Source organism: Castellaniella sp. (assembly GCF_049671645.1).
Classification (GTDB): Bacteria; Pseudomonadota; Gammaproteobacteria; order Burkholderiales; family Burkholderiaceae_B; genus Castellaniella.
The window spans coordinates 95,186-121,417 of sequence record NZ_JBATVG010000026.1 but is presented as its reverse complement, the minus strand read 5'-3'; the positions used below and the strand labels follow the sequence as shown (position 1 = coordinate 121,417).

Below are 26,232 nucleotides of genomic sequence, written 5' to 3'. Positions count from 1 at the left end.
GTGAGGGTTGGCACCCGGATGTCAGGCCAGCCGGATCTGGTCGTAGGGAGAGAGTCCGCCGAACACGCCCATGGGAAGGTGGGTGAGTTTCTTGTTGTAGACGGTCATGTAGATCCCCTCGTTGGTCCAGGCAAAAGGCAGGTCGCTGGTCACCTGGCGCTGGAATTGGCTGTAGATGGCCTTGCGCGCGCCGAAGTCGGCCTCGGAGGCCGCCTGGGCCAGCCATGCGTCGACTTTGTCGTTGGCGTAGCCTTCCGTGTTCGTCCAGACCTGGTGCTGGATGTTCGAGGACAGGAAGGATCTGTCCACGCCCACGGCCGGATCGGACCAGTTGAAGGTGGAGTTCATGGTCAGTTGATACTCCCAGGCGCCGATGCGCCGGGCCCAATCGGCGAAGTCCGTGCTTTTGCGCAGGACGATGTCCAGCCCTATTTTCCGAAGCTGGGGCTTCAGGTAGTCGGCCACCAGCACGGTGCTGTCGGGCTCGAATGTGGGCACGTCCAGGGTGAGGCTTGCACGCACGCCCTGGGCATTGGGCTTCAGGCCGGCTTCGTCCAGCAGCCGCTTGGCCTTGTCGAGGTCGTAGTCGTAGACGACCAGCGACTTTTCGTCGAAATAGGCGTTCTTGCTGTGGAACGGCCCGTCCAGGGGCTTGGACATGCCCCGATGCAGCCGTTGGGTGATGAAGTTCTTGTCGATGGCATGGGCGATGGCCTGTCGGACACGGATGTCGTCCAGGGGCTTGGCGCGCAGATTGAATTCCACATAATTGATCGGGCCGATGGCCTCGTAGCCTTTCGGCGTGACGACCAGGCTCTCGTTGGACTTCAGCCGCACCAGGTCGGCGACGCGCAGAAAGGAGAAGGGCAGATAGTCGATTTCCCCTTTCTCCAGCATCAGGGATTTGCTCAGGGAATCTTCGGCGAGGCTGAATACGAGCTGCTCGAAATAGGGCGTGCCGCGGAAGAAGTCCTTGGCGCGCGTCATGCGCAACTGATGTGATCGCTCCCATTCGATGAACTGGTAGGGGCCCGATCCGATCGGTTTGTCGTTGGCCGGGTTCTGGCGCAGCGGACCCGCGTGATCGCCGTAGATGTGTTCCGGCAGGATCGGCGTCAACGGCGGGGTCAGCAGGCTGAACAGGCCGGTGAAGGGCCGCTTCAGGCGGATTTCCACGGTATGCCGATCGGGCGCCGTCACGGTGTCCAGGATGGCCTTGTAAGTCACCGACATCAGCGGGTGGTTCTCCTTGACCGCGCGCAGGGAGAAAACGACGTCATTCGCGGTCACGGGGCGCCCATCGTGAAAACCGGCGTTGTCGACCAGGGAAAACCGGTACCGCTTGCCATCGTCGGAGACATCCCAGGACTTTGCCAGGTACGGTACGGGCTTGAAGTCGCCATCCATCAGGACCAGCCCGGCGAACAGTTGCGCGCCGGGCATGCCGGTGACGTTGCCGGACTGGACCGCCGGGTTGAGCGTGCGAGGGTTCTGGCACCCGATGGTCAACTGGCGCTGGGCGGCGCGGGGCGCGTTTTGCGCGTAGAGTCCGAGGCCGGGTAGGGTGGCCGTCGCGGCCAGACCGGCGGCCTGGCTGATGAACCTTCTTCTGCTGCTATGCATGATCGTCAACTCCTGTGGTGGGGACTGCCAAAGCCGCGCTGGAGGTTTTTCCAAGGCTGCCGCGAAGATCAACAATGACTGCGTGAGTGCGGTTATCGGGGGGATATCTGGAGGCGGGGCTGCTGACTCTGCGCGCGGCGATAGAGCCACCAGCCGTATTGGGGCGGCCACACGCGGTTGTAGAAGTCCTGCCCGCCCAACGTGATGGCGGCCTGGAGGGGCCAGTGCGGGTTGTAGAGGGCCTCGCGGGCCAGCATCACCAGGTCCGCCTGACCCCGGGCGAGGATGTTTTCCGCGTCATGGGGGTCGGTGATGAGGCCGACCGCCATGGTCGGCAGACCGGGGTTGTCGTGGCGGACGCGCTCGGCGTAAGGCACCTGGAAGAGCGGCGCGCGCGTGTTGACTTGCGCTGTGGAGAACCGGCCGATGCCGCCCGACGAGCAGTCGATCAGATCGACGCCGCGCCGGCGCAGTTCCGCAGCCAGGACCACGGTATCGTCGAGCGTCCATCCGCCGTTTTCCGCGCCGTCCACGCATGACAGGCGATAGAAAAGCGGCTTGTGGTCGGGCCATGCGCGGCGGCAGGCCTCGGCGATCTCCAGCGCCAGGCGCATCCGTCCTGCCCGGTCGCCACCGTAGGCGCCGCCCATGTCGTTGCCCAGCGGCGAGTAAAAGGAGTGGATCAGATACCCGTGGGCGCCATGGATTTCCAGGATGTCGAAGCCCGCCTTGTCGCAGCGCGTCGCGGCGGCGGCGAATGCGTCGATGATGGCCGGAATGTCCGTCTCGTCGATCAGTTCCGGGGGCAGCCAGCCGGGGTTCTTCAGGTTGGCGGACGGCGCGATCGGCGTCCAGGGGAGTTCGCCTTTCGCGAATTGTTCCGGCTCCAGCATGCCGTAGCCTTCCCAGGGGCGCTGGCGGCAGGCCTTGGGGCCGGTGTGCAGCAGTTGCGCCGCGGGCGTGCTGCCCAGGCTGCGCAGGGTGCCCGCCAGGTGCTTCAGCGCCGGGATGAAGTCGTCCGACCAGACCCCCAGGTCGCCGTAGGTGTTGCGGCCGCGTTCTTCCACGCACAGACCCTCGGTGAACACGGTGCCGAATCCGCCCACCGCGAATTTCGCCAGGTGCTGGATGTGCCAATCGGTCAGGTGCCCGTCGCGGCCCACGTACATTTGCATGGGCGCCAGCACCAGGCGGTTCTTCAACTGGACGCCGCGCACGTCGAACGGTTGGAACAGGCGGGGCTCGGCGGCTTGCGTGCGAGACATTCGATGATCCTCTATTGGCAGAAAAGTACGGGGCCGGTAGACTGGGCTTGCTGTCATGGCTGGGTGTGTTCAGCAAGACAGTCGTAGTCTAGGAATCGGAAATCATCGGGTCCAATCGTCATTTCTGATTGTTTTGATCACGGATTCTGATGTGCCCGCGTTTGGCGCGCGGATTCATGCCCTTCAGGTCAACGGCCACCCCAGGAAGCCATGCAATTCGGTCAAATCAAAACTTTCGTGACGGTCGCCCGGCTGGGGCATCTCACCAACGCCGCGAAGCTGCTGCATCTGACGCAGCCGGCCGTCAGCGGGCAATTGAAAAGCCTGGAAGACGAACTGGACGTGAAACTGCTGGAGCGCACCCCGGCGGGCATGATCCCCACCCAGGCGGGCCGTTCGCTGTTGGCCCGGGCGGAAAAAATCCTCAGCGCGATCGAAGAATTCAGGGTGGCTGCCGAGTCCCTGCAGCACACCTTGTCGGGTCAGTTGCGCATCGGCGTGATCATGGTCGATCCCGACTATCTGCGCTTGGGGCGGTTGATGGCGGACATGACGGCCCGGCACGGCAACGTGGGGGTCGACCTGGAAGTATGCGGCGTCCATCAATGTATTTCGGGGGTGGAAACCGGCCGATTGGACGGCGCCTTTTTTGCGGGGGACAACCCCCGCAGCGTCTTGTCCGTCTGGCCGCTGACCACGCTACGCTACCGCATCATCGCCCCGGCGTCGTGGACGCACCTGCTGGAAAACATCAGCTGGAGCAATCTGGGACTGATGCCCTGGATCCGCGCGCCCGAGCCCAGCGCGCACCATGCGCTGGTCGCCGGGATCTTCCGGCATGCCAGCATTGAGCCCATGAAGATCCTGACGGTCGACCACGAATCCGTCATCATGTCCCTGGTGCGGGCTGGCGTGGGCCTGAGCGTGATCCGGGAAGACCTAGCCCGCGAGGCGGCGGCGCGCGGCGAGGTGATCGTCTGCGAGTTCGCCAAGCCGGTGGAATTGCCATTGTCGTTCATCCACCGCACGGACAGGCGCCACGACCGCTGCCTGAAGGCGCTGATGGAGGTCCTGCAATCCATCTGGGCCGAAGACGGCTGCAGGCAGGAGACGGAGCAGGCCGGGGCATGAGGTGATGCCTTTCCGCGACTCTTTTTCCCGGCGCTGCGGTTGATTCTGCATCTTCATTGCAAGACACAGGTGTTGGATGCTAGAATTTCGTGTTTTACATCGGTTTATCAAAGGATTATCAATGGTTGTGATTCGTCTGGCCCGCGGCGGCTCGAAGAAGCGTCCCTTCTACAATGTCGTTGCAGCCGATTCGCGCAATCGCCGCGATGGCCGGTTCATCGAGCGCGTGGGTTTCTACAACCCCGTCGCCAATGAAGGGCAGGAAAATCTGCGCCTTGCTCTGGACCGCGTCCAGCATTGGGTGTCCAACGGCGCCCAGCTGTCCGGCACGGTGGATCGCCTGGTCAAGGAATACTCCGCCAAAGTCGCCGCCGCAGCCTGATTCAGGCGGCCCGGCCCGTGATGGTGGATCCCCGCCCGGCTGATGCCATTCCCGATGATCTGGTCGAAGTCGGCCGGGTGGCGATGGCTCACGGAGTGCGCGGCTGGCTGAAAATTCAGCCTTATTCTCCGCAGGCCGAGGCCCTTCTGAATGCGCCGGTCTGGTGGTTGAAAGCGCCGGATTCCGTTCTGGAACCCGGCGCTTTGTCGCGTCTGCGCGATATGCCGGTGCAGGCCTGCCGCCGACAAGGTGGGCAGTTCCTGGTGGCGCAACTGGCCGGGGTGGACGATCGGGACACCGCGGAATCCCTTCGCGCCTGCACCGTCTGGGTGCCGCGCGCGGCGTTCCCAGCCGCCCAGGACGACGAATATTATTGGGTGGACCTGATCGGCTGCGACTTCTACGGGCTGTCCGAGTCAGGCGTGTCCGTGTTGCTGGGGCGGGTGGGCCAGGTCCTGGATAACGGCGCCCATGCGATACTGCAGGTCGATTGCGGCGCCTGCGATGAGGCCGGCGTCTTTCAGGCCCGCCATGATGCCAAGGGCCGTCCGGTCCAGGTCCTGGTGCCTTTCGTGGCGGCTCATGTGCAGCGGGTCGATCTGTCGAATCGCCGCATCGACGGCGACTGGCCCGCCGATTTCTGAGAATGCCGGCGCTGCTGCCGGTTCCAGCCTGTTTTCGCGCGGTCCATCCGGCCGTGCCTTCCCCTATGATGCGCTTCGATCTGATTACGCTGTTTCCCGAGATGTTCGCCGCCGTCCGCGATCAGGGCGTCAGCGGGCGGGCGCATCAGCGCGGCCTATGGTCGCTGCATGCCTGGAATCCCCGCGACTTCACTCATGACGTGCACCGGACGGTGGATGATCGGCCTTTTGGCGGGGGGCCGGGCATGGTCATGATGGCGGAGCCTCTGGCCCAGGCCGTCCAGGCCGTCCGGGCCGCGCGCCGGCAGGCGAAGGCGGATCCTGCGGATCAGGCCGCGCCGGTGGTGCTGTTGTCCCCGGCCGGGCAGGTGCATGACCAGGCTCGCGCCCGTCGGTGGGCGGGAAGCGCCGGGGCGATTCTGGTGTGCGGACGCTATGAGGGCATCGACCAGCGTTTCATCGACCGTTATGTCGATCAGGAAGTGTCGTTGGGTGACTTCGTGCTGTCGGGCGGCGAATTGGGCGCCATGGTGCTGATCGACAGCATCGTGCGCCTGCTGCCGGGGGTCTTGCACGATGCCGAATCGGCGGAGCAGGATTCCTTCAATCCGGCCTTGACCGGCTTGCTCGACAGTCCGCATTACACGCGCCCCGAAGTCTGGGACGAGACGGCGGCGCCTGATATTCTGCTGTCCGGCCACCATGCCCGGATCTCGGCCTGGAGACGCCAGCGATCTCTGGAGCTGACCGCCGACCGCCGGCCCGATCTGATCGATCGGGCACGCCGGGCCGGCGATCTGAGCCCTCGGGACGAGGCGGCGCTCGCGGCGATCCGGGCAGCCGGCGCGGATGACGAGGCGGGGCCTGTCCGGTAGTCCGCCGCGCGCAAGGCCGGGGTCCCGGCCTTTCTTCCGTGAAGAACCTATTGGCGGGCCTGTTGCACGGGCGCCAGGAGCGCTCCGTCGGCGTCGATCCTGTATTGCCGCCAGACCCAGGCGGCAGCGGGCCCGTTGGCGCGGGAGCAGGGGGCGTGCGGCCGGCAGTAGCGCGGATCGTCGACCATGTAGCGCAGGAATGTCCCTGTTTTGAAGGCTCTTTCAGTGGCGCTCAGGTTGGCCGGCTGTTCCTGGCTCGGATATCCCAGATAGGCCTGGGCCAGATAGGACCCCGGGGCCAGCCTCATGGCGTCCCTGACCAGCCTGGCTCCGGCGATGTGGTCCGGATGATCGTGCCCCCGGCAGCGCCAGCAGAGCTGGGTGTAGGGTGTGGCGATGGAGGCGTCCATCAGGCGGATGGTGCTGGGTTGAACCGCCTGGATCAGGCTGGCCAGCCAGGTCACCAGGCTGTCGCGGGTATAGCTTTCCCGGTAGGGGGCGTATGCCCGCACGCCTGTGTGCGGTACGGATTCCATGCGGCTCAGGGGGGTCAGGCTGCCCCAGCCCGGGCCCAGCCAGGGGTCGGGAATGCGCAACATGATCAATTGCACCCGGGGGGCCGCCTGCAGGGTATGCCGCAGCACCGTGCGCCCGCCCACGGACCAGCCGTCGTCGCGCCAGTGGTTCGCGACTTTGGCCATTCGGGCGTAGGCCGCCATGATGCCGCGTTCGCGAGCCTGCAGATACGGTTGGCCTTCGCCTCGATCGCCCGCCGTGAAATACACCACGCGCATGCATTGCCCTTGGCGGATGGCGTCGGCCTGGTCAGGGTTCATGAACAGCAGGTCGTCGTCGGTATGCGCGACGAAGGTCAGGATGGTGCCGCGCCAGCAGGCGGGCAGGGGCGCCGGCTGGCCCAGCGTGGCGATAGCCGGCGTCGTGGATGCCGCGGCCGCCCAGGCGGTTTGGCTGATCAGCAGGCAGAACCCGAGACAGGTGGACAGGAATGCTCGCCAGGGGCGTGGACCATTTGCTTGCATCTGGACAGAAAATGACAGATTGATGGCGACGCCATTCTACGCCGGCCTTGTCGGGCGCGGTACTGCCGCGCTCAGCATTCTGTCAGGCGGATGTTGCCTGCGCACGGCCGCAGCCGTGCGCCCGTCGCTGGGGGTCAGTATTTTCCCTTAACCGCGGACGAATTGTTTTTCCGGGCGGCGGTTTTTCTTGACAAGCCAAAGCAAGACTTGCATAGTATTTTAATGAAGTATCTAGGTATTGAGTATCAATACTTATTGGCTTGGGCTGCTTGTCCTAGAGGACATTTATTGGGGTTGGTCATGAAGCATTTTGAGTCTCTCTCTTTTCCCCGTCGCCGTTTGCTGCAAGCAGGTGGGATGACCGCGGCGCTTGGCGTGACGGGGCTGTCCCTGTCCCGGCAGGCCAGGGCGCAAGGCGCCGCCAATACGTTGGTCATCGGGCACACCACGGTTCGGCAGCTGAATCCGGCGATTCAGTCCGGGCAGGCGACGGGCGTGCCGGGCGTCCAATTGTTTGCCGGCCTGATCCAGCTGGACGACGCCTTCAAGCCGCAGCCCTACCTGGCAAAATCATGGGCCGTCAGCGAGGACGGCCTGAACTACACGTTCAAGCTCGTCGAGAACGCGGTCTTTCATGACGGCAAGCCCATTACCGCGGAGGACGTCGCGTTCTCCCTGGAAATCGTCCGGGACAACCATCCGTTCGGCCGTTCGATGTTCAAGGCGGTCAGCCGGACCGAGGTCCCGGACCCCCACACGATCATCTTCCGGCTGGATTATCCTCAGCCGGCCTTGCTGGTGGCCTTGTCTCCGCTGCTGCTTCCCGTTCTGCCCAAGCATGTCTATTCCACCGGCCCGATCCAGTCGCATCCGGCCAATCTCAAGGTCGTGGGGTCCGGGCCGTTCAAATTGGTGGAGTTCGAACAGGGCAAGCAGATCATCATGGAGCGCAATCCGGACTTTTTCCGGGAGAACCGCCCTTATCTCGATCGACTGGTTTTCCGCATCTACCGGGACTCCGTGGCCAGCGTCATTTCCGTGGAGCGCGGCGAGGTCAACTATCTGCCCTTTGCGGGGGTCCGGGTGCGGGATCTGAAGCGTCTCGAGGGGAACCCGAAAATCCGCGTCACCAGCGATGGCTACGAGGCGCTGGGGGCCACGAACTATCTGGAAATCAATCATCGCAGGGAAGGCCTCAAGGATCCCCGTGTGCGCCAGGCCATCGCCCATGCAATGGACAAGGATTTCATCGCCGGCGGCCTGCTGGCGGGCAAGGCGGTCCGGCTGGATGGCCCGCTGACGAGAAGCAATGTCTTTTATGATGCGGCGGCGTTGAATCAGTACGCCTACGATCCGCAAAAAGCCACGGCCCTGCTCGATGCAGCAGGGTTCGGTCCGAAGAAAAACGGCATGCGTCTCGCCTACACGCTGGAATGGCTGCCGGATGTGAACGTCAATAGCCAGGAACCCGTTGCGCAGTATCTCAAGGCGCAGTTGCGCAAGATCGGCATCGACATCACCCTGCAGGCCAATCCCGATTTTCCGTCGTGGGCCAACCGCGTGAGCAATTGGGATTACGACATGACGATGAACGGCATGTGGAACTATCCGGATCCGGTCATCGGGGTGAATCGGGCGTACCTGAGCACCAACCAGAAGAAGGGCGTCATCTATTCCAATACCGAGGGCTACAGCAATCCCCGGATGGACGAGGTCTTGAACGCGGCCGCCCGTGAACAGGATGTGGGGAAACGCGGCGCGCTGTATCGCGAGTTCCAGGATATCGCCACCAAGGACCTGCCCCTGATCTGGACGAACGAGGAGCCGCTGTTCACCGTTCACGACGTCCGTCTGGAGGGCGTTCCGCTGACCGTGTGGGGGCCTTTGGGACCCTACGATGAGATGCGCTGGAAGTCATAACATAAAGGACGATGCACGATGGAACCCGTACAGTGGCCGCATGCTGCGCAGTGTGCCGTTCAGTTCACTTTCGACTTTGACGCGGAAACCAACTGGATTTCCAGGGACCCCAAGAACCTCAAGCACCCGGGCACCTTGTCGCAGGGCACCTATGGCGCGAAAGTGGGGGTTCCGAAGGTGCTCGAACTTTTGCGCGAAGAAGGCTTGAAGGCGACCTTCTTCGTACCCGGGTGGGTGGCCGAACACCGCACGGAACGCGTCGAGCAGATCCTAGCGGCGGGCCATGAGGTCGGCCACCATGGGTATCTGCACAAGTGGGTGGATCCGGATTGCCCGGAAGAAGAGCTCGAGGAGATGGAGCGCGGTCTGGAGGCCTTGCAGAGCAAGGTGGGCGTCCGCCCCGTCGGTTATCGGTCGCCCGCCGGGGAGACCTCGCCGAACATCATCCGGCTGCTGGTCGAGCGCGGATTTCTGTATGACAGTTCCTTGATGGATGACATCAATCCCTACCGGCACGTACTGCCCGATGGCCGTTGCGGGCCGGTGGAACTGCCCTGGCACTGGAGCCTGGACGACGCCCCTTTCATGCTGTCTTCCATCAAAGTGCATCGCCCCATTTTCACGAATGATCATATCTTCGAGATCTGGGCGGAGGAATTCCGGGAGATCTATCGCTGGGGCGGCCTGTTCACACTGGTCATGCACCCCCAGGCGATCGGTCGCCCGTCGCGGCTGGCATTGCTGCGCCGGTTCATCGCCTATACCCGCACTTTCCCGAACGTCTGGTACGCCAACGCGCAGGAGGTGGCGCAAGCCTGGCTGGACCAGAAGGGCCCCGGCGACGTGGCCCCGCAGGCCATCTCACCCTTTCTGGTTTAAGGCCTGCGGGCTTTTGGGGGCCATCCTGATCCTGAGGATCAGGATGGTTCGGCCGGCCGCGCCCGGCAGTGCAGCCAGCCGCCATCCACCGCGATCACTTGCCCGACGACGTACGATGCGTCCGGCGAACACAGGAAGGCGATGACGGCGGCGACCTCTTCCGGCGCGCCGACCTTCTTCAGCGGGGTTGCCTCGACCATGGCCGCCCAGTAGCGCGCGTCGTGGTCCAGCCGCTGCGCGGTCATGGCCGTGCGGATGACGCCAGGGGCGACGGCATTGACGCGGATGCCCTCCGGGGCGAGGTCCGTGGCCAGTTGGCGCGTCAGTTGCGCAATGGCGCCCTTGGACGCGGCATAGGGAGCGGAGTCCGGGTAGCCGGTCTCGCCGAAGACCGACGCGACATTGACGACGCTGGCGCCGGGGCGCCTCAGCAAAGGCAGCATGTCCCTTGTCAGTCGCATGACGGCGCGCAGATTGACGCCGAGCACCCGATCGATGAAAGCATCGTCGCTGAGCGCGAGGGGTCTTGCGCCGCCCACGCCGGCGTTGTTGATGAGCGCGTCGACCCGGTCAAACAGCCTGGCCGCTTCCGCAGCGACCTCCCCGGGGCCGTGATCGGAGGACAGGTCGACCTGCATGCGGTGCACCGGCAGATCGGCCAGGTGGTCCGTGGACAGATCGACGGCCAGGACGTCCATGCCCTGGCTCAGCAGTTTGTGTGTGGTCGCCAGGCCTATCCCGCTGTTCGCGCCGGTAACGATGACGTTGCGTGAGGTTGGGGTTTTCATGCCAGGACGCCTCCGTCCACCGGCATGCACACGCCGGTCATGTACGAGGCATCGCTGCTCGCCAGGAACAGCGCGGCCTGCGTGATCTCGCGCGCCTCTCCGAAACGCCCCAGGGGATAGCGGGCGAGATAGGCGGCCTTGCGTTGCGCGGATGCCGCAGCGTCGCCGGCGGCATCGAAGGTGGCCTGCAGCATGGGCGTGTCGATGGAACCGGGGCACACGCAATTGACCCTGATGCCGTCGGAGGCATGGGCCAGCGCCAGGCTGCGCGTCATGGTGGTGATGGCACCCTTGCTGGCCGAATACGGGCCCAGCGCCCGGCTGCCGGCCAGACCTGCGGTCGACCCGAGCGTGACGATGGCGCCGCCTTTCCGGCGCAGGTGCGGCAAGGCTTTTTGCACCGTCAGATAGGTGCCTCGCACGTTGATGGCGAAGATCCGGTCCCAGTCCTCGACCGGGCAATGTTCGATATCGGCGCCGGACCCGATGATGCCCGCCGCCGTGACCAGGACGTCCAGGCCGTCGGACAGGTTCGCCCGGGACCAGGCCGCCGCCACGGAGGCGGGGTCGGCCACGTCGCACAGCACGGGTTCCCCGGCGCCGCCCAGCAGAGCGGCGGTTTCCTGCAGGCCCGGCATGTCGACGTCCATCAGTATGATGCGGTCGGCGCCCTCGCGTCGCAGGCCGAGGGCGATGTCCTTGCCCAGGCCCGAGCTGGCTCCCGTGACGACTGCGTGTGTTCCTGAAAATCTTTTCATTGCCGGTTCCTCCGTGGATGGCCCGATCGGTCTTATTGAGGGCGCCAAGCAGGGGCGCTTTGAAGGCGTCCAGCCGACGGGCATGAAAAGTATTGCATGTTAAGGCGTATATGGTAATCTTTAAGTATTGCATTGGGATACTGATGGGTGTGTCAATATAGCGCCATCCACAATAACGACACAAAGGTCACCATGGCTGCCACTTCGCTCGATAAGCAAAGCAATCTGTTCGTCCAGTCCGTCGCCAAAAGCATGGGTTTGCTGGAAGCCTTCGCGCAGCGACCGGGGCTGCTCAGTTTGAATGAGCTGGTCGATTGCACCGGCCTGGATCGCAGCGCGGTCCAGCGGATGGCCTACACGCTGGTGGTGCTGGGCTACATGGAACGGGGGCCGGGGGGGCGCGGCTACCGTCTGGGGAAGAAATGCCTGGATCTCAGCTTCGATTTTTTACGCGGGAGCCCGCTGGTCGAACGCGCATCACCCGTCCTGATCGACTTGCAGAAAGAGACCGGCGAGCGGGTGGATCTCAGCCTGTTCGATGATCTGTCCATCATCTACGCGCTCCGGCGCCAGACCAAGAGACAGTCTTTCTTTTCGGCGCTGATCGGCCGGCGCATGCCGACGTTCAGCTCGTCGGGCGGGCGCGCCATCATGTCCTACCTGCGCGCGGACGAGGTCGATGACATTCTCCAGCGATCGTCCCTGGCGCCGCTGACGCCCAAGACAATCACCGACCCCGATGCCATCCGCGAGAAAGTCGCCGAGGCCCGGACGGACGGCTACGCGCTTGCGCTCGAGGAAAGCCTGCTGGGCGAAATCGTGCTGGCCAGCGCCATCATCGACCGCAAGGGGCGCCCTATCGGGGCCATCCATATTTCGGGATCGTGTTCGGAATGGTCCGCGCCGGACTTCACCCATCGTTTCGCGCCGCTGGCGATCGCCGCCGCCCGTTCTCTTCGCGGGTAGATCGACGAGGCCGTTGAACGGTCAGGGAGAGCCGCGCGGCGGCTGTGTACGACCGCGTCGGGGCTTTCCATCGCCCGAAGATCGTGCTGAAGCGGTCGTCCGGGCCGTCAGCAGGGCCTCAGCATTTACCCTTAAATGTGTCTGCTCCATCGGAATCGTTTCGGGTCTCAGGCAATGGATATGCGGCTCTTGAGTCATTCAACCGCTTTGTCGACAGTGCGCTGGTCCTAAAGCTTCACTGCATCTGGACCTAGTCCCCTCGGAGGACTATGGGCACCATGAATGAGCGCACGGCCTGCCGGGTCAAGCCACCTGCCAGGCGCCCAGCGCTTCAAAGATCAAGGAGGCGACCGTGAACCCATTGTTTCGCTTTATCCGCAACCTGGCGGCGCCCGGCATCCTGGCGGGGCGCGCCGGGCTTGAGCGAGAGCGCGCCGACGGCCGCCAAAGCGGTCGTCCGCTATCTGAAGTTTGACTTCGTATTCGAGGAGACGTGATGCGTGCTATCAATAAGATGTTGAATCTGCTTGTCGTGTTGGGCCTGTCGTCGCTGGTGGGCGCGGGACCGGCCTTTGCCGCGGGGGAACAGCCCAGGCATGGAGGGACGCTCGTCCTGGGGGCGTTCCAGGCGCCTCGGCACCTGAACGGCGCTGTCCAGTCCGGCATGGCGACGGCCTTGCCCAGCACGCAGTTGTTCGCCAGTCTGATCCGCTACGACGATCAGTGGAATCCGCAGCCGTACCTGGCGAAATCGTGGGAATGGTCCGACGACAAGAAATCGTTCACGGTGCATCTGCGCGACAATGCGGTCTTCCATGACGGCCAGCCGATCACGTCCGAGGACGTGGCGTTTTCCATCATGGCGATCAAGGAAAACCACCCTTTCAAGAGCATGTTCGACGCTGTCGAGAAGGTGGACACGCCGGACCCGCACACCGCCATCATCCGTTTGAGCCGGACGCATCCGGCCTTGATGATCGCCCTGTCTCCCGCATTGGCGCCGATCCTGCCCAAGCATATCTACGGCGACGGACAGGATCTGAAAACCCACCCGCGCAATACCAAGGGCGTCGTGGGTTCGGGCCCCTTCAAGCTGAAGGAATTCGTGCCGGGCAAGGAAGTGGTGCTGGAGCGTTTCGACAAATATTTCCTCAAGGACAAGCCTTATCTGGACCGCATCGTCATCCAGATCAATCAGGACGAGACCACGCTGCTGATCGGCCTGGAGCGCGGCGACCTGCAGATGCTGCCCTTCATGGGGGACCCGACGATCCTGCGGCGGGCCGCGTCGGAGAAAAAGCTCGTCATGTATGACAAGGGCTACGAGGGGATCGGGGCCGAGGCCTGGCTGGCTTTCAACACGGCCAAGAAGCCTTTTGACGACAAGCGGGTGCGCCAGGCCATCGCCTATGCCCTGGATGACACGTTCATCACCAAAGTCCTGAATGCCGGCTTTGCCAAGCCCGCCGACGGACCGATCGTGCCGTCCAGCCCGTATTACGGTCGATCCGCGATTCATCGGTATCCGCTGAACCTGGACAAAGCCAAGGCCCTGCTGGACGAGGCTGGCCTGAAGCCCGGCGCCGACGGTGTGCGTTTCACCATGAAGATCGACATCCAGCCGGGCACGCCGTCCTTGAACAAGAACGTGGCGGAATACGCGCGCGCGCAGTTGAAAAAGGTGGGCATCAAGGCCGATCTGCGGGAATCCGCGGACTTTCCTTCGTGGGCGAAGACCGTGGCCGGACATGATTTCGACATGACGACCGACAATGTGTGGAATTGGGGCGATCCGGTCATCGGCGTGCACCGCACCTATCTGTCCAGCAACATCAGGAACGTGATCTGGACGAACACCCAGTCCTACCGCAACGCGAAAGTGGACGAGATTCTCCGGGCGGCCAGCATGGAGATGGATGCGGACAAGCGCAAGGCGCTGTACGCGGAATTCCAGGGCATCGTGACGGACGAATTGCCCGTCACGTACACGGCGCAGGTGCCTTACCACACGCTTGCCGCCAAGAACGTGGGCAACGTGCCGGCCAGCATCTGGGGGCCGCTCTCGCCATACGACGATGTCTATCTGAAGCCCTGACCCGGTGGGGCGCGCCCCGGCGCGCCTTTTTCCGATCGGGAAGCCCGGCGCGGTGATGACGGGCGCCACCGTCATCGTAAACCCTATGTCTCTTTTCTTCGAGAAGAAGATATACTATTTACCGCTACTTAAGTATTGCGTATCGATACATAAGGTTTCCTTAGTAATTCTTTCAGATGACACGAGATTCCGGCGCCTGTCGAAGGCGAGGAAGCTCGCCGGGCCTCAGGGGCCTGCAGAGAGGTGAACCGTGGTGAGTGCAGCACAGCAGGATTTGAAAATCGACGGCCGGCGTCTGTGGGACAGCCTGATGGCGCTTGCCAGGATCGGCGCGACTCCCGCCGGCGGTGTGAACAGGCAGGCGCTGACGGACGCGGACCGGCAGGCGCGGGCGCAATTCACCCAGTGGTGCGAAGCGGCCGGCTGCCGCGTGCGGACGGATGCCATCGGCAATCTCATCGCCCGGCTGCCTGGACAGAACGATGATCTGCCGGCCGTGATGATGGGCAGCCATCTGGATTCCCAGCCGACAGGCGGAAAGTTCGATGGCGCTTACGGCGTGATGGCCGGGCTGGAGGTGCTGCGCGCGATCCGCGAGTCCGGCCGGATTCCGCCGCGCGCCGTCGAGCTGGCGGCCTGGACCAACGAAGAAGGCACGCGTTTCGCGCCGTCCATGATGGGCTCGGCCGTGTATGCGGGCTTGCTGCCCCTGGAAGAAGCGCTGGCGGTGGTCGACGCCGATGGCGTGACGGTCGCAGAGGCGCTTCGACAGGCGGGCGTCAGCCCCTCGGGGGAAGATCCCGGCCTGCCCATGGCGTACTTCGAGGCGCATATCGAGCAGGGGCCTGTATTGGAAGCCGAGGGCAAGCCGATCGGGGTGGTCACGGCGGCGCAAGGTCAATGCTGGTTCCGCGTGTCGTTCCAGGGGCAGGCCGCCCATGCCGGCAGCACCCCCATGAACATGCGCGCCGATGCCCTGGCCGCCGCCGCGCGGGTCGTGACGGCGCTCAATGAGATCGGCAAGGCGCATGCGCCCGGCTGCGCGACCGCGGGGCGCATGGTCGTCACGCCGAACAGCCCCAACGTGATCCCCGGGTCGGTCGTGCTGTCGGCGGAAATGCGGCATCCGGACGACGCGGTGCGTAGCGCCATGGAGTCCCTGTTTCACGAGGCCGTGGCCGCCGCCGCGCGGGAACACTCGGTTCAGGTCCGCACGGACAAAATTCTGGAGCAACCGGCAGCGCCGTTCGCGGCCGCCTGCATGCAGGCGATCCGGCACAGCGCCCGGCAGCGGCAGTATCCCTGCCTGGACATCGTCAGCGGCGCGGCGCACGACGCCGTGGCCCTGTCCCGGATTGTGCCGTCCGGCATGATTTTCGTGCCATGCGCGGGCGGCATCAGCCACAACGAAGCGGAAAGCGCCGAACCGGACGATCTGGCCGCCGGGTGCCAGGTTCTATGCGACAGCGTCCTGGCTTTCTGCCACGGCGATGCCGCAGGTCGCTGACCCCCGTATCCCCCATCAAACATTCAGAGGAACAATCATCATGCATCGTTTTCAGAGAGTCATGCGCATCGCCGCAGCGGCGGGGTTGTTGTCCATCGTCGGCGCTGGCGCTGCCATGGCCGCCGACCAACCCAAGCACGGCGGGACGCTGGTGCTGGGGTCTTATCAGGCGCCTCGGCACCTGAACGGCGCGGTTCAGTCGGGCATGGCGACGGCCTTGCCCAGCACGCAGTTGTTCGCCAGTCTGATCCGCTACGACGATCAGTGGAACCCGCAGCCGTATCTGGCGCAATCCTGGGAATGGTCGGACGACAAGAAATCGTTCACGGTGCATCTGCGCGACAATGCGGTCTTCCATGACGGCCAGCCGATCACGTCCGAAGACGTGGCGTTTTCCATCATGGCGATCAAGAAAAACCATCCATTCGAAACCATGTTCAACGTGGTTGAAAAAGTGGATACGCCGGACCCGCACACCGCCATCATCCGTCTGAGCCAGCCGCATCCGGCGCTGATGGTGGCCTTGTCCCCGGCGCTGGCGCCGATCCTGCCCAAGCATATCTACGGCGACGGACAGGACCTGAAGGCTCACCCGCGCAACACCAAGGACGTGGTCGGCTCGGGCCCCTTCAAGCTGAAGGAATTCGTGCCGGGCAAGGAAGTGGTGCTGGAGCGTTTTGACAAATATTTCCTCAAGGACAAGCCTTATCTGGACCGCATCGTCATCCAGATCAACCAGGATCAGACCACGCTGCTGATCGGCCTGGAGCGCGGCGACCTGCAGATGCTGCCTTATATGGCGGACCCGACGATCCTGCGCCGCGCCAAGGGCGATCAGAACGTCGATATGTACCAGAAGGGCTACGAGGGGATCGGGGCCGAGGCCTGGCTGGCTTTCAATACGGCCAAGAAGCCTTTTGACGACAAGCGGGTGCGCCAGGCCATCGCCTATTCCATCGATAAGAACTTCATCGCCAAAGTCCTGAATGCCGGTTTCGCCCAGCCCGCCGACGGGCCGATCGTGCCGTCCAGCCCGTATTACGCGCCGGCTGCGGTGCACAAATACCCCCTGAATCTGGACAAGGCCAAGGCCTTGCTGGACGAAGCGGGGCTGAAGCCGGGCGCCGACGGCATCCGGTTCAAGATGACCATCGACGTGCTGCCCAGCATCCCGTCACTGAACAAGAATGTGGCCGAATACACCAAGGCCCAATTGAAGAAGATCGGGGTCGATGTCAGGATCCAGGATTCCGCGGATTTTCCGTCCTGGGCCAAAAGGGTCGCGAACCATGATTTCGACATGACCACGGACATCGTGTGGAATTGGGGCGATCCGGTCATCGGCGTGCACCGCACCTATCTGTCCAGCAACATCAAGAACGTGGTCTGGACGAACACCCAGTCGTACCGCAATGACAAGGTGGACCAGATCCTGCACCAGGCCGGACGCGAAACGGACCTGGACAAGCGCAAGGCGCTGTATGCGGAATTCCAGGACATCGTGACCGACGAGTTGCCCGTCATCTACACCGTTCTGGTTCCTTACCACACGCTGGCCAGCAAGAAACTGGCAAACGTGCCCACCAGTGTCTGGGGTCCGCTGTCGCCCTACGACGATGTGTATTTCAAATGATGGACGGGAATCGCCATGGTTAATTACCTGCTCAAGAGGCTCGCCTACGCAGCCGTGCTGCTGCTGGCGGTCCTCACCCTGAATTTCCTGCTGATCCATTTTTCGCCGGGCGACCCGGTCCAGACGATCGCGGGCGCCATGGGCGGCATGACGGATGAATTGCGCGAGCAACTGACCCGGCAGTTCGGGCTGGACAAACCGCTCATCGTGCAGCTCGGCATCTATCTGGGCAATGTCCTGCAAGGTGATCTGGGCCAGTCGTACTACTTCAACGCCTCCGTCGTGTCCCTGATCTGGGAACGCGTCCCCGCCACGCTGCTGCTGGTGGTCGTGTCGGTCCTGCTGGCGTTCCTGATAGGGACCTTCCTGGGGGTCCTGGCGGCGCGCCGGCCGAACGGATTCTTCTCGCAGGCGGTGACGCTGCTGTCCATCGTGGGGTATTCGGCGCCGGTGTTCTGGACCGGCATCGTGCTCATCATCCTGTTTGCTTCGGTCCTGCCGATCTTTCCCGTGTCGGACATGCGCACGCCGGGCCTGGATGACGGCGGCTGGGTCGGCATCCTGGACGTCGCCCAGCATCTGGTGCTGCCCGCGTTCACGCTGGCCTTCGTGTACATCGCGCAATACAGCCGCCTGGCGCGCGCCAGCATGATGGAAGCGCTGTCCGCCGACTACATCCGCACGGCGCGGGCCAAGGGGCTTTCCGAGGCCGTCGTGCTCTACAAGCATGCGCTGCGCAATGCGGTTCTGCCGGTGGTGACCATGCTGGGCATGCAGTTCGGCAATGTGCTGGCCGGCGCGATTCTGGTGGAGACGGTCTTCAACTGGCCCGGTCTGGGCCGGCTGTCGTTCGATTCGGTGCTGCGCCGCGATTACCCGACGCTGCTGGGCATCCTGTTTTTTGCTTCCATGATGGTCGTCGTGATGAATCAGCTCACCGACCTGGCCTACCGGATCATCGACCCGAGGATCAAATCATGAATCAGACCTCGAGCATTCCCTCGAAAGACCCTGGGCTGCGGGTCGCGCGTCCGCCCAAGCCCGCCGGCCAGTTCCGCGAGGCGCTGGGCGTGTTCTGCCGCAACCCGTCGGCGGTGTTCGGTTTGTTGCTGTTGCTCGTCATCGTGGGTGTCACCGTTCTCGGGCCCCTGCTGATGGATGCCGATCCGTTCGCCATCTCCGGCCCGCCCATGGACCCGCCCGGCTCCGAGTACGGCTTGCTGGGCACGGATTATCTGGGCCGCGATTTGCTGATCGGCCTGGTCTACGGGGGGCAGGCCACCTTGCTGACCGGGGTGATCGCCGCTGTCCTGGCCGTGTTCATCGGCGTGGTCGTCGGCGCGGTGTCGGGCTATTACGGCGGCTGGATCGACGAGGCGCTGATGCGCGTCACCGAATTTTTCCAGGTCCTGCCGGCGCTGCTGTTCGCCATGGTGGTGGTGTCCCTGTTTTCGCCGACCTTGTGGTCCATCTCGATCGCCATCGGGCTGGCCAGCTGGACCAACACGGCGCGTCTGGCGCGCAGCGAGTTCCTGAGGCTCAAGCGGCAGGACTACATCCTGGCCGAGCGTGTGATCGGGTCCGGCAATGGCCGCATCATCTGGAAGGTGATCCTGCCCAATGCCATCGCGCCGCTCATCGTGTCGGCCACCCTGGCCATCGGCACCGCGATCCTGTTCGAGGCGGGGCTGTCCTTCCTGGGCCTGGGGGATCCCAACATGATGAGCTGGGGGCTCATGATCGGGAACAACCGTCCTTACATTCTCGCGGCGTGGTGGGCGGTCACCTTGCCGGGCGTTGCGATTTTCCTGACGGTGCTGGCCGTGTCCCTGATCGGTGACGGCCTGACGGACGCCTTCAATCCCCGGCTCAGGGAGCGCTCATGATGACGACGGAAAGACCTGCCATGATGAAAGAGAACGCGGCGCCGCCTGGCGCGGAACCCTTGCTCGAAGTATCCGCGCTGGATGTCGAACTGACGACCCGCAAGGGCAAGGCCTATATCCTGAAGGACATCAGCTTCGACGTCCGCCCGGGAGAAACGGTATGCCTGGTCGGCGAATCCGGATGCGGCAAAAGCATGACGGCGCTGGCGATCATGGGGCTCATGCCGGACAAGGTCGGCATCCGGTCGGGCGCCGTCCGCCTGCGCGGCCAGGACCTGGCCCGCATGAGCGCGGCGGAATTGTCCAGGATGCGCGGCAACAAGATCTCGATGATCTTCCAGGAACCCATGACCGCGCTCAATCCGGTGTACACCGTGGGGGATCAGATCAGCGAACCCTTGCGTCGGCACCAGGGGCTGAGTCGCGAACGGGCGCGCGCCAAGGCGCTGGAAATCCTGCAGTCCGTCGGGATTCCCGCTCCCGAACGGCGGATCGACAACTACCCTCACGAAATGTCCGGCGGCATGCGCCAGCGCGTCATGATCGCCATGGCGCTGGCCTGCGACCCCGACGTGCTGATCGCCGATGAACCGACGACGGCCCTGGACGTGACGGTCCAGGCGCAGATTTTCGATCTGCTGCGCGAACAGCAGAAACGGCGCGGCACCGCCATTGTCATGATCACGCACGACATGGGGGCGGTGGCTGAGATGTCCGACCGGGTCGTGGTGATGTACGGCGGGCGCGTCATCGAGGACGGGGTGACGGATGAAATCCTCTCGGCGCCCCGCCATCCGTACACGAAGGGCCTGATCGCCTGCCTGCCGGAACTCGATCTGTCGCCTACCAGCGAGCGGGAGGAGCTGCCCGAAATCCCCGGTGTGGTGCCTTCTGTCTGGGAACGGGGCAATGGATGCCCGTTCGCGGAGCGTTGCAGCGCCGTCATGGATAAATGCCACACGGCATTCCCGCCTGCATTCAAGACCGGGCCGACTCAGAACGTCGCCTGTTGGCTATATGGAGAGCAGTCATGACCTCTGCCGAAATCATTGAGCGGAGCGCCCCCGCGCACCGCGAACCGCGGACGGCGTCCTTGTTGTCCGTGCAAGGGCTGAAGATGCATTTCGACGTGGGACGCAAAGGTCCCGACGGGATGCGCAGCAAGGTGCATGCGGTCGATGGCGTGGATTTCGAGATCGAGCGCGGGAAGACGCTGGCCATCGTCGGCGAGTCGGGGTCCGGCAAGACGACGACGGCCTTGTCGGTCATGTGCCTGGCGCCCGTGACGGCGGGCTCGATCCATTTCGACGGCGTCGAACTCACCGCGCTGCAAGGCGAGGCCCTGCGCAAGCAGCGTCGCCATTTCCAGTTCATTTTCCAGGATCCGTATTCGTCGCTCAATCCGCGCCAAAGGGCGGGGGACATCGTGCGCATGCCCCTGGCCGTGCTGGGGATCGGCTCGCCCGCCGAACAGCGGCAAAAGGTGTCCGAGCTGTTCCGCCTCGTGGGGTTGCGGGAGGACCAGCAGATGCAGTTTCCGCATCAGTTCTCGGGCGGACAGCGTCAGCGCCTGAACATCGCCCGGGCCTTGGCGACGGACCCGCAGCTCGTGGTGTGCGACGAACCGGTCTCCGCGCTGGACGTGGCCATCCAGGCCCAGATTCTGAATCTGTTGCGGCGCATCCAACGCGAGCGCGGACAGTCGTTCCTGTTCATCAGCCATGACATGGCGGTGGTGGAACATATCTGCGACGACATCGCTGTGATGTATCTGGGGCAGATCGTGGAGCAGGGATCGCGCGAGGCCTTTTTTTCGCGACCGCTGCATCCGTACAGCGTGGCGCTGATGTCGGCGGTGCCGACCGTGGTGGGAGGGCGTGAAAGGGCGGCCAGCCGCATACGGCTGCATGGCGATCCCCCAAGCCCCATCAACCCGCCCAAGGGCTGCCGCTTCGCCGGACGGTGTCCGGCCGCTCAGCCCCTATGTGAACAGGAGCCCCCCGCGCTGCGGGAGGTCATGCCGGGGCATAAGGTCGCCTGCCATTTCGTCAAGGCGGAAGGCGGCCGCGTCGTGGCCCCGCTGGATGGGCAAATGCCCCAATGTTGAGAAAGGGAGTGGAAGGCATGAATCAGGATGTAGGACAGGGCGTCACCATTTATCAGGCGCGCAAGATATTGACGATGAACCCGGCGCAGCCCTCGGCTACCCATGTGGCCGTGCGCGGCGACCGGATTCTGGCGGTGGGAACGGCGGAGCAGGCCGCCGCCTGGGGAGATGCGCGCCTGGATGACCGCTATGCGGATCAGATATTGATGCCGGGCCTGGTCGAGGGACATTGCCATCTGTATGAAGGCGTCGTGTGGCTGTACGTGTACGTCGGGTTCTATGACCGGCGCGGGCCGGATGGCACCATCTGGAAAGGTCTCAAAAGTGTCGAAGAAGTTGTGCGCAGGCTCTCCGACGCCCGCAAGGACCTGGCGCCGGGCCAGCATCTGATCGCCTGGGGTTTCGACCCCATCTACCTGGGCACGCGGCGCATGTCCGTCCAGGATCTGGATCAGGTGCCGGGCGATCAGGCCGTGGTCATCATGCACGCCAGCATGCACCTCATGAACGTCAATTCCCGGGCGCTGGACATGGCCGGCATCGATCGCGACACGGACATCGAGGGCATCACCCGGTTCCCGAACGGCGAACCGACGGGCGAACTGTGCGAATTCGCCGCCATGTTCCCGGTCGTCCGCATGATCGGCAATCCGTTCCGGACCCTGGGGCAGACGCCCGAATGCCTACGGCTGTTCAGCCAGATTGCGGTGGCTTCGGGGGTGACGACCGCGACGGACCTGGTCAACGAACTGCACGAAGACAGCATCCGGTCGCTCACGCAGGTGACGCGGGCCGAGGATTTTCCCTTGCGCATCGTGCCGGCGGCGTCGGGCATCCTGTTCGGCCGGGACGTCGAGGCGTGCCTGAGCAAGCTGGACCAGCTGAAGCGGAACAACCACGACAAGCTGCGCCTGGGCATCGTCAAGCTGGTCGTGGATGGCTCCATCCAGGGCTTTACGGCCCGCGTGCTGTGGCCGGGTTATTACAATGGCGCGCCCAATGGCATCTGGATCATTTCACCGGAAGACCTGCCCTACATCGTCGAGCAATATCATCGCGCCGGCGTGCAGTTGCACATCCACACCAATGGCGACGAGGCGACTGAAGTCACCCTGGATGCGATCGAACGGGCGCTGACCCTGTATCCGCGTTTCGATCACCGCCATACGCTGCAGCATTGCCAGATGGCGTCGCCTGCCCAGTACCGCCGCATTGCAAAGCTGGGCCTGTGCGTCAACCTGTTTTCCAACCACATTTTCTATTGGGGCGACGCCCACGTGGAAATGACCATGGGACCGGACCGGGCGAACCGCATGAACTCTTGCGCGACGGCGCAGAGCATGGGCATTCCGTTTGCGATCCACTCCGATGCGCCCATCACGCCGCTGGCGCCCTTGTTCACGGCCTGGTGCGCGGTCAATCGCCGCACCGCTTCCGGGCGTGTGCTGGGAGAAAGCGAACGCCTGAGCGTGGCCGACGCATTGCGCACCATCACCCTGGGCGCCGCCTATACCCTGGGTATGGATGACGAAATCGGCTCGGTGGAGATCGGGAAATATGCCGATTTCTGCGTGCTCGACAGCGATCCCCTGGAGGCACCGCCGGAAGCGCTCAAGGACGTGGCCATCGCCGGCACCATGGTGGGCGGGCGCGCCTTCGACGTGCCCGGAAGGGGTTGAACGCGTCATGATGCAGCGCATTCCCCTGGTGGTCATCGGCGGCTTTCTCGGCGCGGGCAAGACCACCTTGCTCAACCACCTGCTGACTCATGCCGGTGGCCGGCGGATCGGCGTTCTGGTCAATGACTTCGGCCCCGTCAACGTCGATGTGGATCTGGTCGCCGCGCACGACGGCGAGACGCTCAGCCTGACCAATGGCTGTGTGTGCTGTTCCATGGGATCGGGGCTGGATGACGCGTTGATCCGCGTGCTGGACCGCCGTCCCGCCATGGACCTGATCGTCATCGAAGCCAGCGGGGTGTCCGACCCGGGCCGTATCGCCCAGGTCGGGCTGTCCGACCCGATGTTGCAGCTTGCCGCCGTCGTCGTCATGGCGGACGCCGAACACGTGCTGGCGCAACTGGACGATCCCTTGCTGGGCGATACGCTGGAGCGGCAGATCCGCGCCGCCAGCCTGGTGGTGCTGAACAAGGCGGATCTGGTGTCGCGGGCGGATCTGGATGCGGTCCGCGCCCGCCTTGAACGTCAGTTCGGGGGGCTCGCCATGATCGAGGCCGCCAATGCCCGGGTGCCCATCGATGCGCTGGCGGCGGAGGTCGGCGGCGTGGCGGCCGGAGCGTCTCCCGAGGCGGCGCGGCACGCGCAGGCGGATCATGTCCATCGGGATCATGATGAGCCGGATCATCCGTTCGAGGGCGGCGCCTGGACCGGCTCGGGCGTGCTGGATGCCGATCGGCTCATCGCCGCGCTCCGGGGCCTGCCGAAAACCGTGATCCGGGCCAAGGGCTGGGTCGTCACCGACCGGCATGGCCCGGCTCTGGTTCATCTGGCCGGCGGCCGTGTCCGGATCACGCGGGCGCCGCAACGGCAGGGCGCGGTCGCCAATGAGGTGGTCTACATCGGAATAAGAGGGGCCGGCGTCGGGGGCGCCATCAGCGAGGCGCTGGCGCCCTTGCTCGAACGCGGCGAGTGATATTCCGGCGCCGCTCGCGTGGCTGAGTCCTCGTCGAGCAGGCGGAACACCGCCACCATCCGTGCCAGGGTATCCGCCTGATCCTTCAGGCTGGTCGCCGCCGCGACGGATTCCTCCACCAGGCTGGCGTTTTGCTGAGTGACGTCGTCCATCCGGGTCACGGCAATGTTGATTTCTTCGATGCCGGTCGCCTGTTCGCGGCTGGCCTCGCTGATGCTGCCCATGATGTCGGTGACTCGCTGAATGCCTTCGACGATTTCCCTCATCGTGGCTCCGGCGTGCGCCGCCTGCTCGTTGCCCCGGGCCGCGGCCTGGACCGAGGTGTCGATCAGATGCTTGATTTCCTTGGCGGCTGCGGCGCTGCGTTGAGCCAGGGCGCGGACCTCGGCGGCCACCACGGCGAACCCCCGGCCCTGTTCGCCGGCGCGGGCGGCTTCCACGGCGGCATTCAAGGCCAGGATATTGGTCTGGAAGGCGATCGAATCGATCACACCGATGATGTCGGACACCTGAGCGGAGCGCTGGTTGATGTCCTGCATGGTATCCACCAGCTGTGTCACCAGGACGCCGCCGTCGCCGGCGGTCCGGGCGGCGACGGCGGCCAGCTGATTGGCCCGCTGGGCATGGTCGGCGTTCTGGCGCACGGTGGCGGTGATCTGCTCGGTGGTGGCGGCCGTTTCCGTCAGGGAACTGGCCTGTTGTTCGGTGCGGGCGGACAGGTCCAGGTTGCCCGCCGAAATCTGGGCCGAGGCCGTGGCGATGGCATTGGCGCCGCTGCGCACGTTGCCGACGATGGCCGCCAGTTGGTCGCGCATGTCGCGCATGGCGAACAGCAGGCTGGATCGGTCGCCGTCATGCAGGCGGATCGGCACGGCCAGGTCGCCGGCGGCAATGTGCTGCAGGATGGAGGCGGCGTAGCCCGGCTCTCCGCCCAACTGGCGCAGCAGCGCCCGGGTGATCCGCCAATTGACCCAGGCGGCGGCCAGGCATAGCAGCAGGATGCCGCCGCCCAGCAGGTAGCGATCCCGGACCAGGCGCTGGATGCGGTCGTCCAGCAACTGGTCCAGTTGCGCCAGCGCGACTTCGTTCAGCTGGAACTGCGCGTCCACGGCGGCGGTGAACGTCGTGAAATAGTCGCTTGCGGAGAAATCCGGAGTCTGGGCCTGGATCAGTTGGCTCTGGGCCAGGGCGATGGCTTGGCCGGCGGAAACCAGGGCGGCATTGCCGGCGTCCTCCAGGGCGCTTTTCAGGCGCGGATCCAGTCGGGCGGCATTGTCCAGCGCGTGCGTCAGGCTGTCGTAATGTTCCTGCGCCCGTTCCAGCAGTACGCGGATTTCAATGCGTTCTTCGGGAGTGGCCGAGCGCCGTGTCAGCAGGCCGGCCCCCAGCGCTCGCGTCTGGCCGAAGAGTTCGGTCAGCACGGGAGCCTGGTCCAGGGCGGCGTTGATCAGGTAGTAGCCCTGGGCATCGGGGTCGAAGCGCAGGCCGTAATGCTGCAGCAGCAGGGACTCCGTCCGCAGCAACTCGGCATTCAGCCGGGTGTGTATCGCAAAACTGTCGCTGGCCGACAGGCGTCCTTGCCGCAACTGGGTTTTCAGACGGCTCCAGGTGTCTCGGGCTTCTTGCCAGGCCGCGTCCAGGGCCGCGTCCTGAGTGTCGCCCTGTTGCAGGGCCTGACTCAGGGCGTCCATCGCCTGCTCGGTTTCGTCCTGCTTGGCCTCGCGTTTCGCCCGGGCTGCGGTATCGCCGTTCAGGGCCAGCACGGAGAGCCCCCGATGCTGTTGGGTCAGCCGCAGGACCTTCAAGTTCTGGCGCAGGGGCGCCAGACCCTGGACTTCCCATTCGGAAGCACGGATGATCCGGCCCGATTCGTTCAGATAGAGCAGCGAGGGCAGGGCGACCAGCACGGCTCCGATGGCGGCGAGAATGGCGAATTTCTGCCACAGGCGCAGGCGGTTCAGATAGGAGTCGATCGGGCTGGGCTTGCAAGCCGTGGTCGGGGCGGGGGACGTCGTCATCCTGGTTCCGGAAGAAAGGTGGCTGGGGCGTCGGGTTCGCCCCGGCGCTCGGGGCGGACCGGC

The 26,232-nt window shown here is 64.4% G+C and carries 23 protein-coding genes; 17 read left to right on the top strand and 6 right to left on the bottom strand.

The window, feature by feature from the left end:
• Nucleotides 1–21: 21 nt before the first annotated feature.
• Both WBG56_RS14380 and WBG56_RS14375 read right to left on the bottom strand, forming a co-directional pair.
• On the bottom strand, nucleotides 22–1,623 hold the full coding sequence (locus WBG56_RS14380) for an ABC transporter substrate-binding protein (RefSeq protein ID WP_424269506.1): 1,602 nt from the start codon (nucleotides 1,621–1,623) through the stop codon (nucleotides 22–24).
• Between the two features lie 92 nt (nucleotides 1,624–1,715).
• On the bottom strand, nucleotides 1,716–2,888 hold the full coding sequence (locus tag WBG56_RS14375; protein WP_424269504.1) for a tRNA-dihydrouridine synthase: 1,173 nt from the start codon (nucleotides 2,886–2,888) through the stop codon (nucleotides 1,716–1,718).
• Between the two features lie 210 nt (nucleotides 2,889–3,098).
• On the opposite strand from WBG56_RS14375, the gene WBG56_RS14370 reads away from it, so the two are divergent.
• The 4 genes from WBG56_RS14370 (at nucleotide 3,099) to trmD (ending at nucleotide 5,920) form a co-directional block, all read left to right on the top strand.
• A complete protein-coding gene (locus WBG56_RS14370; protein WP_424269502.1) occupies nucleotides 3,099–4,019 on the top strand; it encodes a LysR family transcriptional regulator in 921 nt (306 codons plus the stop codon).
• Between the two features lie 121 nt (nucleotides 4,020–4,140).
• On the top strand, nucleotides 4,141–4,401 hold the full coding sequence (gene rpsP, locus WBG56_RS14365; RefSeq protein ID WP_298017580.1) for a 30S ribosomal protein S16: 261 nt from the start codon (nucleotides 4,141–4,143) through the stop codon (nucleotides 4,399–4,401).
• Between the two features lie 20 nt (nucleotides 4,402–4,421).
• On the top strand, nucleotides 4,422–5,045 hold the full coding sequence (gene rimM / locus WBG56_RS14360; protein ID WP_424269564.1) for a ribosome maturation factor RimM: 624 nt from the start codon (nucleotides 4,422–4,424) through the stop codon (nucleotides 5,043–5,045).
• Nucleotides 5,046–5,113: 68 nt separating this feature from the next.
• The gene (gene trmD / locus WBG56_RS14355; protein WP_424269562.1) at nucleotides 5,114–5,920 is read left to right on the top strand and encodes a tRNA (guanosine(37)-N1)-methyltransferase TrmD; all 807 of its coding nucleotides are present in this window, start codon (nucleotides 5,114–5,116) and stop codon (nucleotides 5,918–5,920) included.
• A 47-nt stretch (nucleotides 5,921–5,967) separates the two neighbouring features.
• On the opposite strand, the gene WBG56_RS14350 is transcribed toward trmD, so the two are convergent.
• Nucleotides 5,968–6,960 carry a PIG-L family deacetylase gene (locus WBG56_RS14350; RefSeq protein ID WP_424269500.1) on the bottom strand — a complete coding sequence of 331 codons (993 nt, stop codon included), beginning with the start codon at nucleotides 6,958–6,960 and terminating at the stop codon, nucleotides 5,968–5,970.
• Between the two features lie 90 nt (nucleotides 6,961–7,050).
• Here WBG56_RS14350 and WBG56_RS14345 point away from each other — a divergent pair, with 90 nt between their 5' ends.
• Together WBG56_RS14345 and WBG56_RS14340 are read left to right on the top strand one after the other, a co-directional pair.
• Entirely contained in the window at nucleotides 7,051–8,880 is a 1,830-nt protein-coding gene (locus WBG56_RS14345) for an ABC transporter substrate-binding protein (protein ID WP_424269498.1), read from the top strand.
• Nucleotides 8,881–8,898: 18 nt separating this feature from the next.
• Entirely contained in the window at nucleotides 8,899–9,759 is an 861-nt protein-coding gene (locus WBG56_RS14340; protein ID WP_424269496.1) for a polysaccharide deacetylase family protein, read from the top strand.
• Between the two features lie 38 nt (nucleotides 9,760–9,797).
• On the opposite strand, the gene WBG56_RS14335 is transcribed toward WBG56_RS14340, so the two are convergent.
• Complete coding sequence (locus tag WBG56_RS14335) at nucleotides 9,798–10,547, bottom strand: SDR family NAD(P)-dependent oxidoreductase (protein ID WP_424269494.1); 750 nt, start codon at nucleotides 10,545–10,547, stop codon at nucleotides 9,798–9,800.
• Nucleotides 10,544–11,305: an SDR family NAD(P)-dependent oxidoreductase gene (locus tag WBG56_RS14330; RefSeq protein WP_424269492.1), complete on the bottom strand. Its 762-nt coding sequence runs from the start codon at nucleotides 11,303–11,305 to the stop codon at nucleotides 10,544–10,546. The genes WBG56_RS14335 and WBG56_RS14330 overlap by 4 nt, the downstream gene beginning before the upstream one ends.
• A 192-nt stretch (nucleotides 11,306–11,497) precedes the next feature.
• Between WBG56_RS14330 and WBG56_RS14325 the strand changes: the two genes are divergently transcribed.
• The 11 genes from WBG56_RS14325 to WBG56_RS14275 all read left to right on the top strand — a co-directional run bounded on the left by WBG56_RS14325 (nucleotide 11,498) and on the right by WBG56_RS14275 (nucleotide 24,151).
• On the top strand, nucleotides 11,498–12,271 hold the full coding sequence (locus tag WBG56_RS14325) for an IclR family transcriptional regulator (protein ID WP_424269490.1): 774 nt from the start codon (nucleotides 11,498–11,500) through the stop codon (nucleotides 12,269–12,271).
• A 352-nt stretch (nucleotides 12,272–12,623) separates the two neighbouring features.
• Nucleotides 12,624–12,746: a hypothetical protein gene (locus WBG56_RS14320; protein ID WP_424269488.1), complete on the top strand. Its 123-nt coding sequence runs from the start codon at nucleotides 12,624–12,626 to the stop codon at nucleotides 12,744–12,746.
• A gap of 21 nt (nucleotides 12,747–12,767) precedes the next feature.
• Nucleotides 12,768–14,366 (top strand): ABC transporter substrate-binding protein, encoded by a 1,599-nt coding sequence (locus WBG56_RS14315; RefSeq protein ID WP_424269486.1) that lies wholly within the window; start codon nucleotides 12,768–12,770, stop codon nucleotides 14,364–14,366.
• 253 nt (nucleotides 14,367–14,619) lie between these two features.
• Nucleotides 14,620–15,873 (top strand): Zn-dependent hydrolase, encoded by a 1,254-nt coding sequence (locus tag WBG56_RS14310; RefSeq protein ID WP_424269484.1) that lies wholly within the window; start codon nucleotides 14,620–14,622, stop codon nucleotides 15,871–15,873.
• 40 nt (nucleotides 15,874–15,913) lie between these two features.
• The gene (locus WBG56_RS14305) at nucleotides 15,914–17,506 is read left to right on the top strand and encodes an ABC transporter substrate-binding protein (protein ID WP_424269482.1); all 1,593 of its coding nucleotides are present in this window, start codon (nucleotides 15,914–15,916) and stop codon (nucleotides 17,504–17,506) included.
• Between the two features lie 15 nt (nucleotides 17,507–17,521).
• Nucleotides 17,522–18,487 carry an ABC transporter permease gene (locus tag WBG56_RS14300; protein WP_424269480.1) on the top strand — a complete coding sequence of 322 codons (966 nt, stop codon included), beginning with the start codon at nucleotides 17,522–17,524 and terminating at the stop codon, nucleotides 18,485–18,487.
• Nucleotides 18,484–19,392, top strand: a complete 909-nt coding sequence (locus WBG56_RS14295; protein WP_424269478.1) for an ABC transporter permease — start codon at nucleotides 18,484–18,486, stop codon at nucleotides 19,390–19,392. The genes WBG56_RS14300 and WBG56_RS14295 overlap by 4 nt, the downstream gene beginning before the upstream one ends.
• A gap of 20 nt (nucleotides 19,393–19,412) precedes the next feature.
• Nucleotides 19,413–20,426, top strand: coding sequence for an ABC transporter ATP-binding protein (locus tag WBG56_RS14290; RefSeq protein ID WP_424269476.1), 1,014 nt, complete (start codon nucleotides 19,413–19,415; stop codon nucleotides 20,424–20,426).
• Nucleotides 20,423–21,499 carry an ABC transporter ATP-binding protein gene (locus tag WBG56_RS14285; RefSeq protein ID WP_424269474.1) on the top strand — a complete coding sequence of 359 codons (1,077 nt, stop codon included), beginning with the start codon at nucleotides 20,423–20,425 and terminating at the stop codon, nucleotides 21,497–21,499. The genes WBG56_RS14290 and WBG56_RS14285 overlap by 4 nt, the downstream gene beginning before the upstream one ends.
• Before the next feature lie 17 nt (nucleotides 21,500–21,516).
• The gene (locus WBG56_RS14280) at nucleotides 21,517–23,178 is read left to right on the top strand and encodes an amidohydrolase (protein ID WP_424269472.1); all 1,662 of its coding nucleotides are present in this window, start codon (nucleotides 21,517–21,519) and stop codon (nucleotides 23,176–23,178) included.
• A gap of 7 nt (nucleotides 23,179–23,185) precedes the next feature.
• Nucleotides 23,186–24,151 carry a CobW family GTP-binding protein gene (locus WBG56_RS14275; protein WP_424269470.1) on the top strand — a complete coding sequence of 322 codons (966 nt, stop codon included), beginning with the start codon at nucleotides 23,186–23,188 and terminating at the stop codon, nucleotides 24,149–24,151.
• On the opposite strand, the gene WBG56_RS14270 is transcribed toward WBG56_RS14275, so the two are convergent.
• Complete coding sequence (locus tag WBG56_RS14270) at nucleotides 24,073–26,169, bottom strand: methyl-accepting chemotaxis protein (protein ID WP_424269468.1); 2,097 nt, start codon at nucleotides 26,167–26,169, stop codon at nucleotides 24,073–24,075. The genes WBG56_RS14275 and WBG56_RS14270 overlap by 79 nt on opposite strands.
• Nucleotides 26,170–26,232 lie beyond the last annotated feature (63 nt).

Bases quoted from the DNA above. Each gene is read 5' to 3' on its own strand.
- WBG56_RS14380 (WP_424269506.1), bottom strand. From the start codon at position 1,623: ATGCATAGCAGCAGAAGAAGGTTCATCAGCCAGGCCGCCGGTCTGGCC.
- WBG56_RS14375 (WP_424269504.1), bottom strand. From the start codon at position 2,888: ATGTCTCGCACGCAAGCCGCCGAGCCCCGCCTGTTCCAACCGTTCGAC.
- WBG56_RS14370 (WP_424269502.1), top strand. From the start codon at position 3,099: ATGCAATTCGGTCAAATCAAAACTTTCGTGACGGTCGCCCGGCTGGGG.
- rpsP (WP_298017580.1), top strand. From the start codon at position 4,141: ATGGTTGTGATTCGTCTGGCCCGCGGCGGCTCGAAGAAGCGTCCCTTC.
- rimM (WP_424269564.1), top strand. From the start codon at position 4,422: ATGGTGGATCCCCGCCCGGCTGATGCCATTCCCGATGATCTGGTCGAA.
- trmD (WP_424269562.1), top strand. From the start codon at position 5,114: ATGCGCTTCGATCTGATTACGCTGTTTCCCGAGATGTTCGCCGCCGTC.
- WBG56_RS14350 (WP_424269500.1), bottom strand. From the start codon at position 6,960: ATGCAAGCAAATGGTCCACGCCCCTGGCGAGCATTCCTGTCCACCTGT.
- WBG56_RS14345 (WP_424269498.1), top strand. From the start codon at position 7,051: ATGTTGCCTGCGCACGGCCGCAGCCGTGCGCCCGTCGCTGGGGGTCAG.
- WBG56_RS14340 (WP_424269496.1), top strand. From the start codon at position 8,899: ATGGAACCCGTACAGTGGCCGCATGCTGCGCAGTGTGCCGTTCAGTTC.
- WBG56_RS14335 (WP_424269494.1), bottom strand. From the start codon at position 10,547: ATGAAAACCCCAACCTCACGCAACGTCATCGTTACCGGCGCGAACAGC.
- WBG56_RS14330 (WP_424269492.1), bottom strand. From the start codon at position 11,305: ATGAAAAGATTTTCAGGAACACACGCAGTCGTCACGGGAGCCAGCTCG.
- WBG56_RS14325 (WP_424269490.1), top strand. From the start codon at position 11,498: ATGGCTGCCACTTCGCTCGATAAGCAAAGCAATCTGTTCGTCCAGTCC.
- WBG56_RS14315 (WP_424269486.1), top strand. From the start codon at position 12,768: ATGCGTGCTATCAATAAGATGTTGAATCTGCTTGTCGTGTTGGGCCTG.
- WBG56_RS14305 (WP_424269482.1), top strand. From the start codon at position 15,914: ATGCATCGTTTTCAGAGAGTCATGCGCATCGCCGCAGCGGCGGGGTTG.
- WBG56_RS14300 (WP_424269480.1), top strand. From the start codon at position 17,522: ATGGTTAATTACCTGCTCAAGAGGCTCGCCTACGCAGCCGTGCTGCTG.
- WBG56_RS14295 (WP_424269478.1), top strand. From the start codon at position 18,484: ATGAATCAGACCTCGAGCATTCCCTCGAAAGACCCTGGGCTGCGGGTC.
- WBG56_RS14290 (WP_424269476.1), top strand. From the start codon at position 19,413: ATGATGAAAGAGAACGCGGCGCCGCCTGGCGCGGAACCCTTGCTCGAA.
- WBG56_RS14285 (WP_424269474.1), top strand. From the start codon at position 20,423: ATGACCTCTGCCGAAATCATTGAGCGGAGCGCCCCCGCGCACCGCGAA.
- WBG56_RS14280 (WP_424269472.1), top strand. From the start codon at position 21,517: ATGAATCAGGATGTAGGACAGGGCGTCACCATTTATCAGGCGCGCAAG.
- WBG56_RS14275 (WP_424269470.1), top strand. From the start codon at position 23,186: ATGATGCAGCGCATTCCCCTGGTGGTCATCGGCGGCTTTCTCGGCGCG.
- WBG56_RS14270 (WP_424269468.1), bottom strand. From the start codon at position 26,169: ATGACGACGTCCCCCGCCCCGACCACGGCTTGCAAGCCCAGCCCGATC.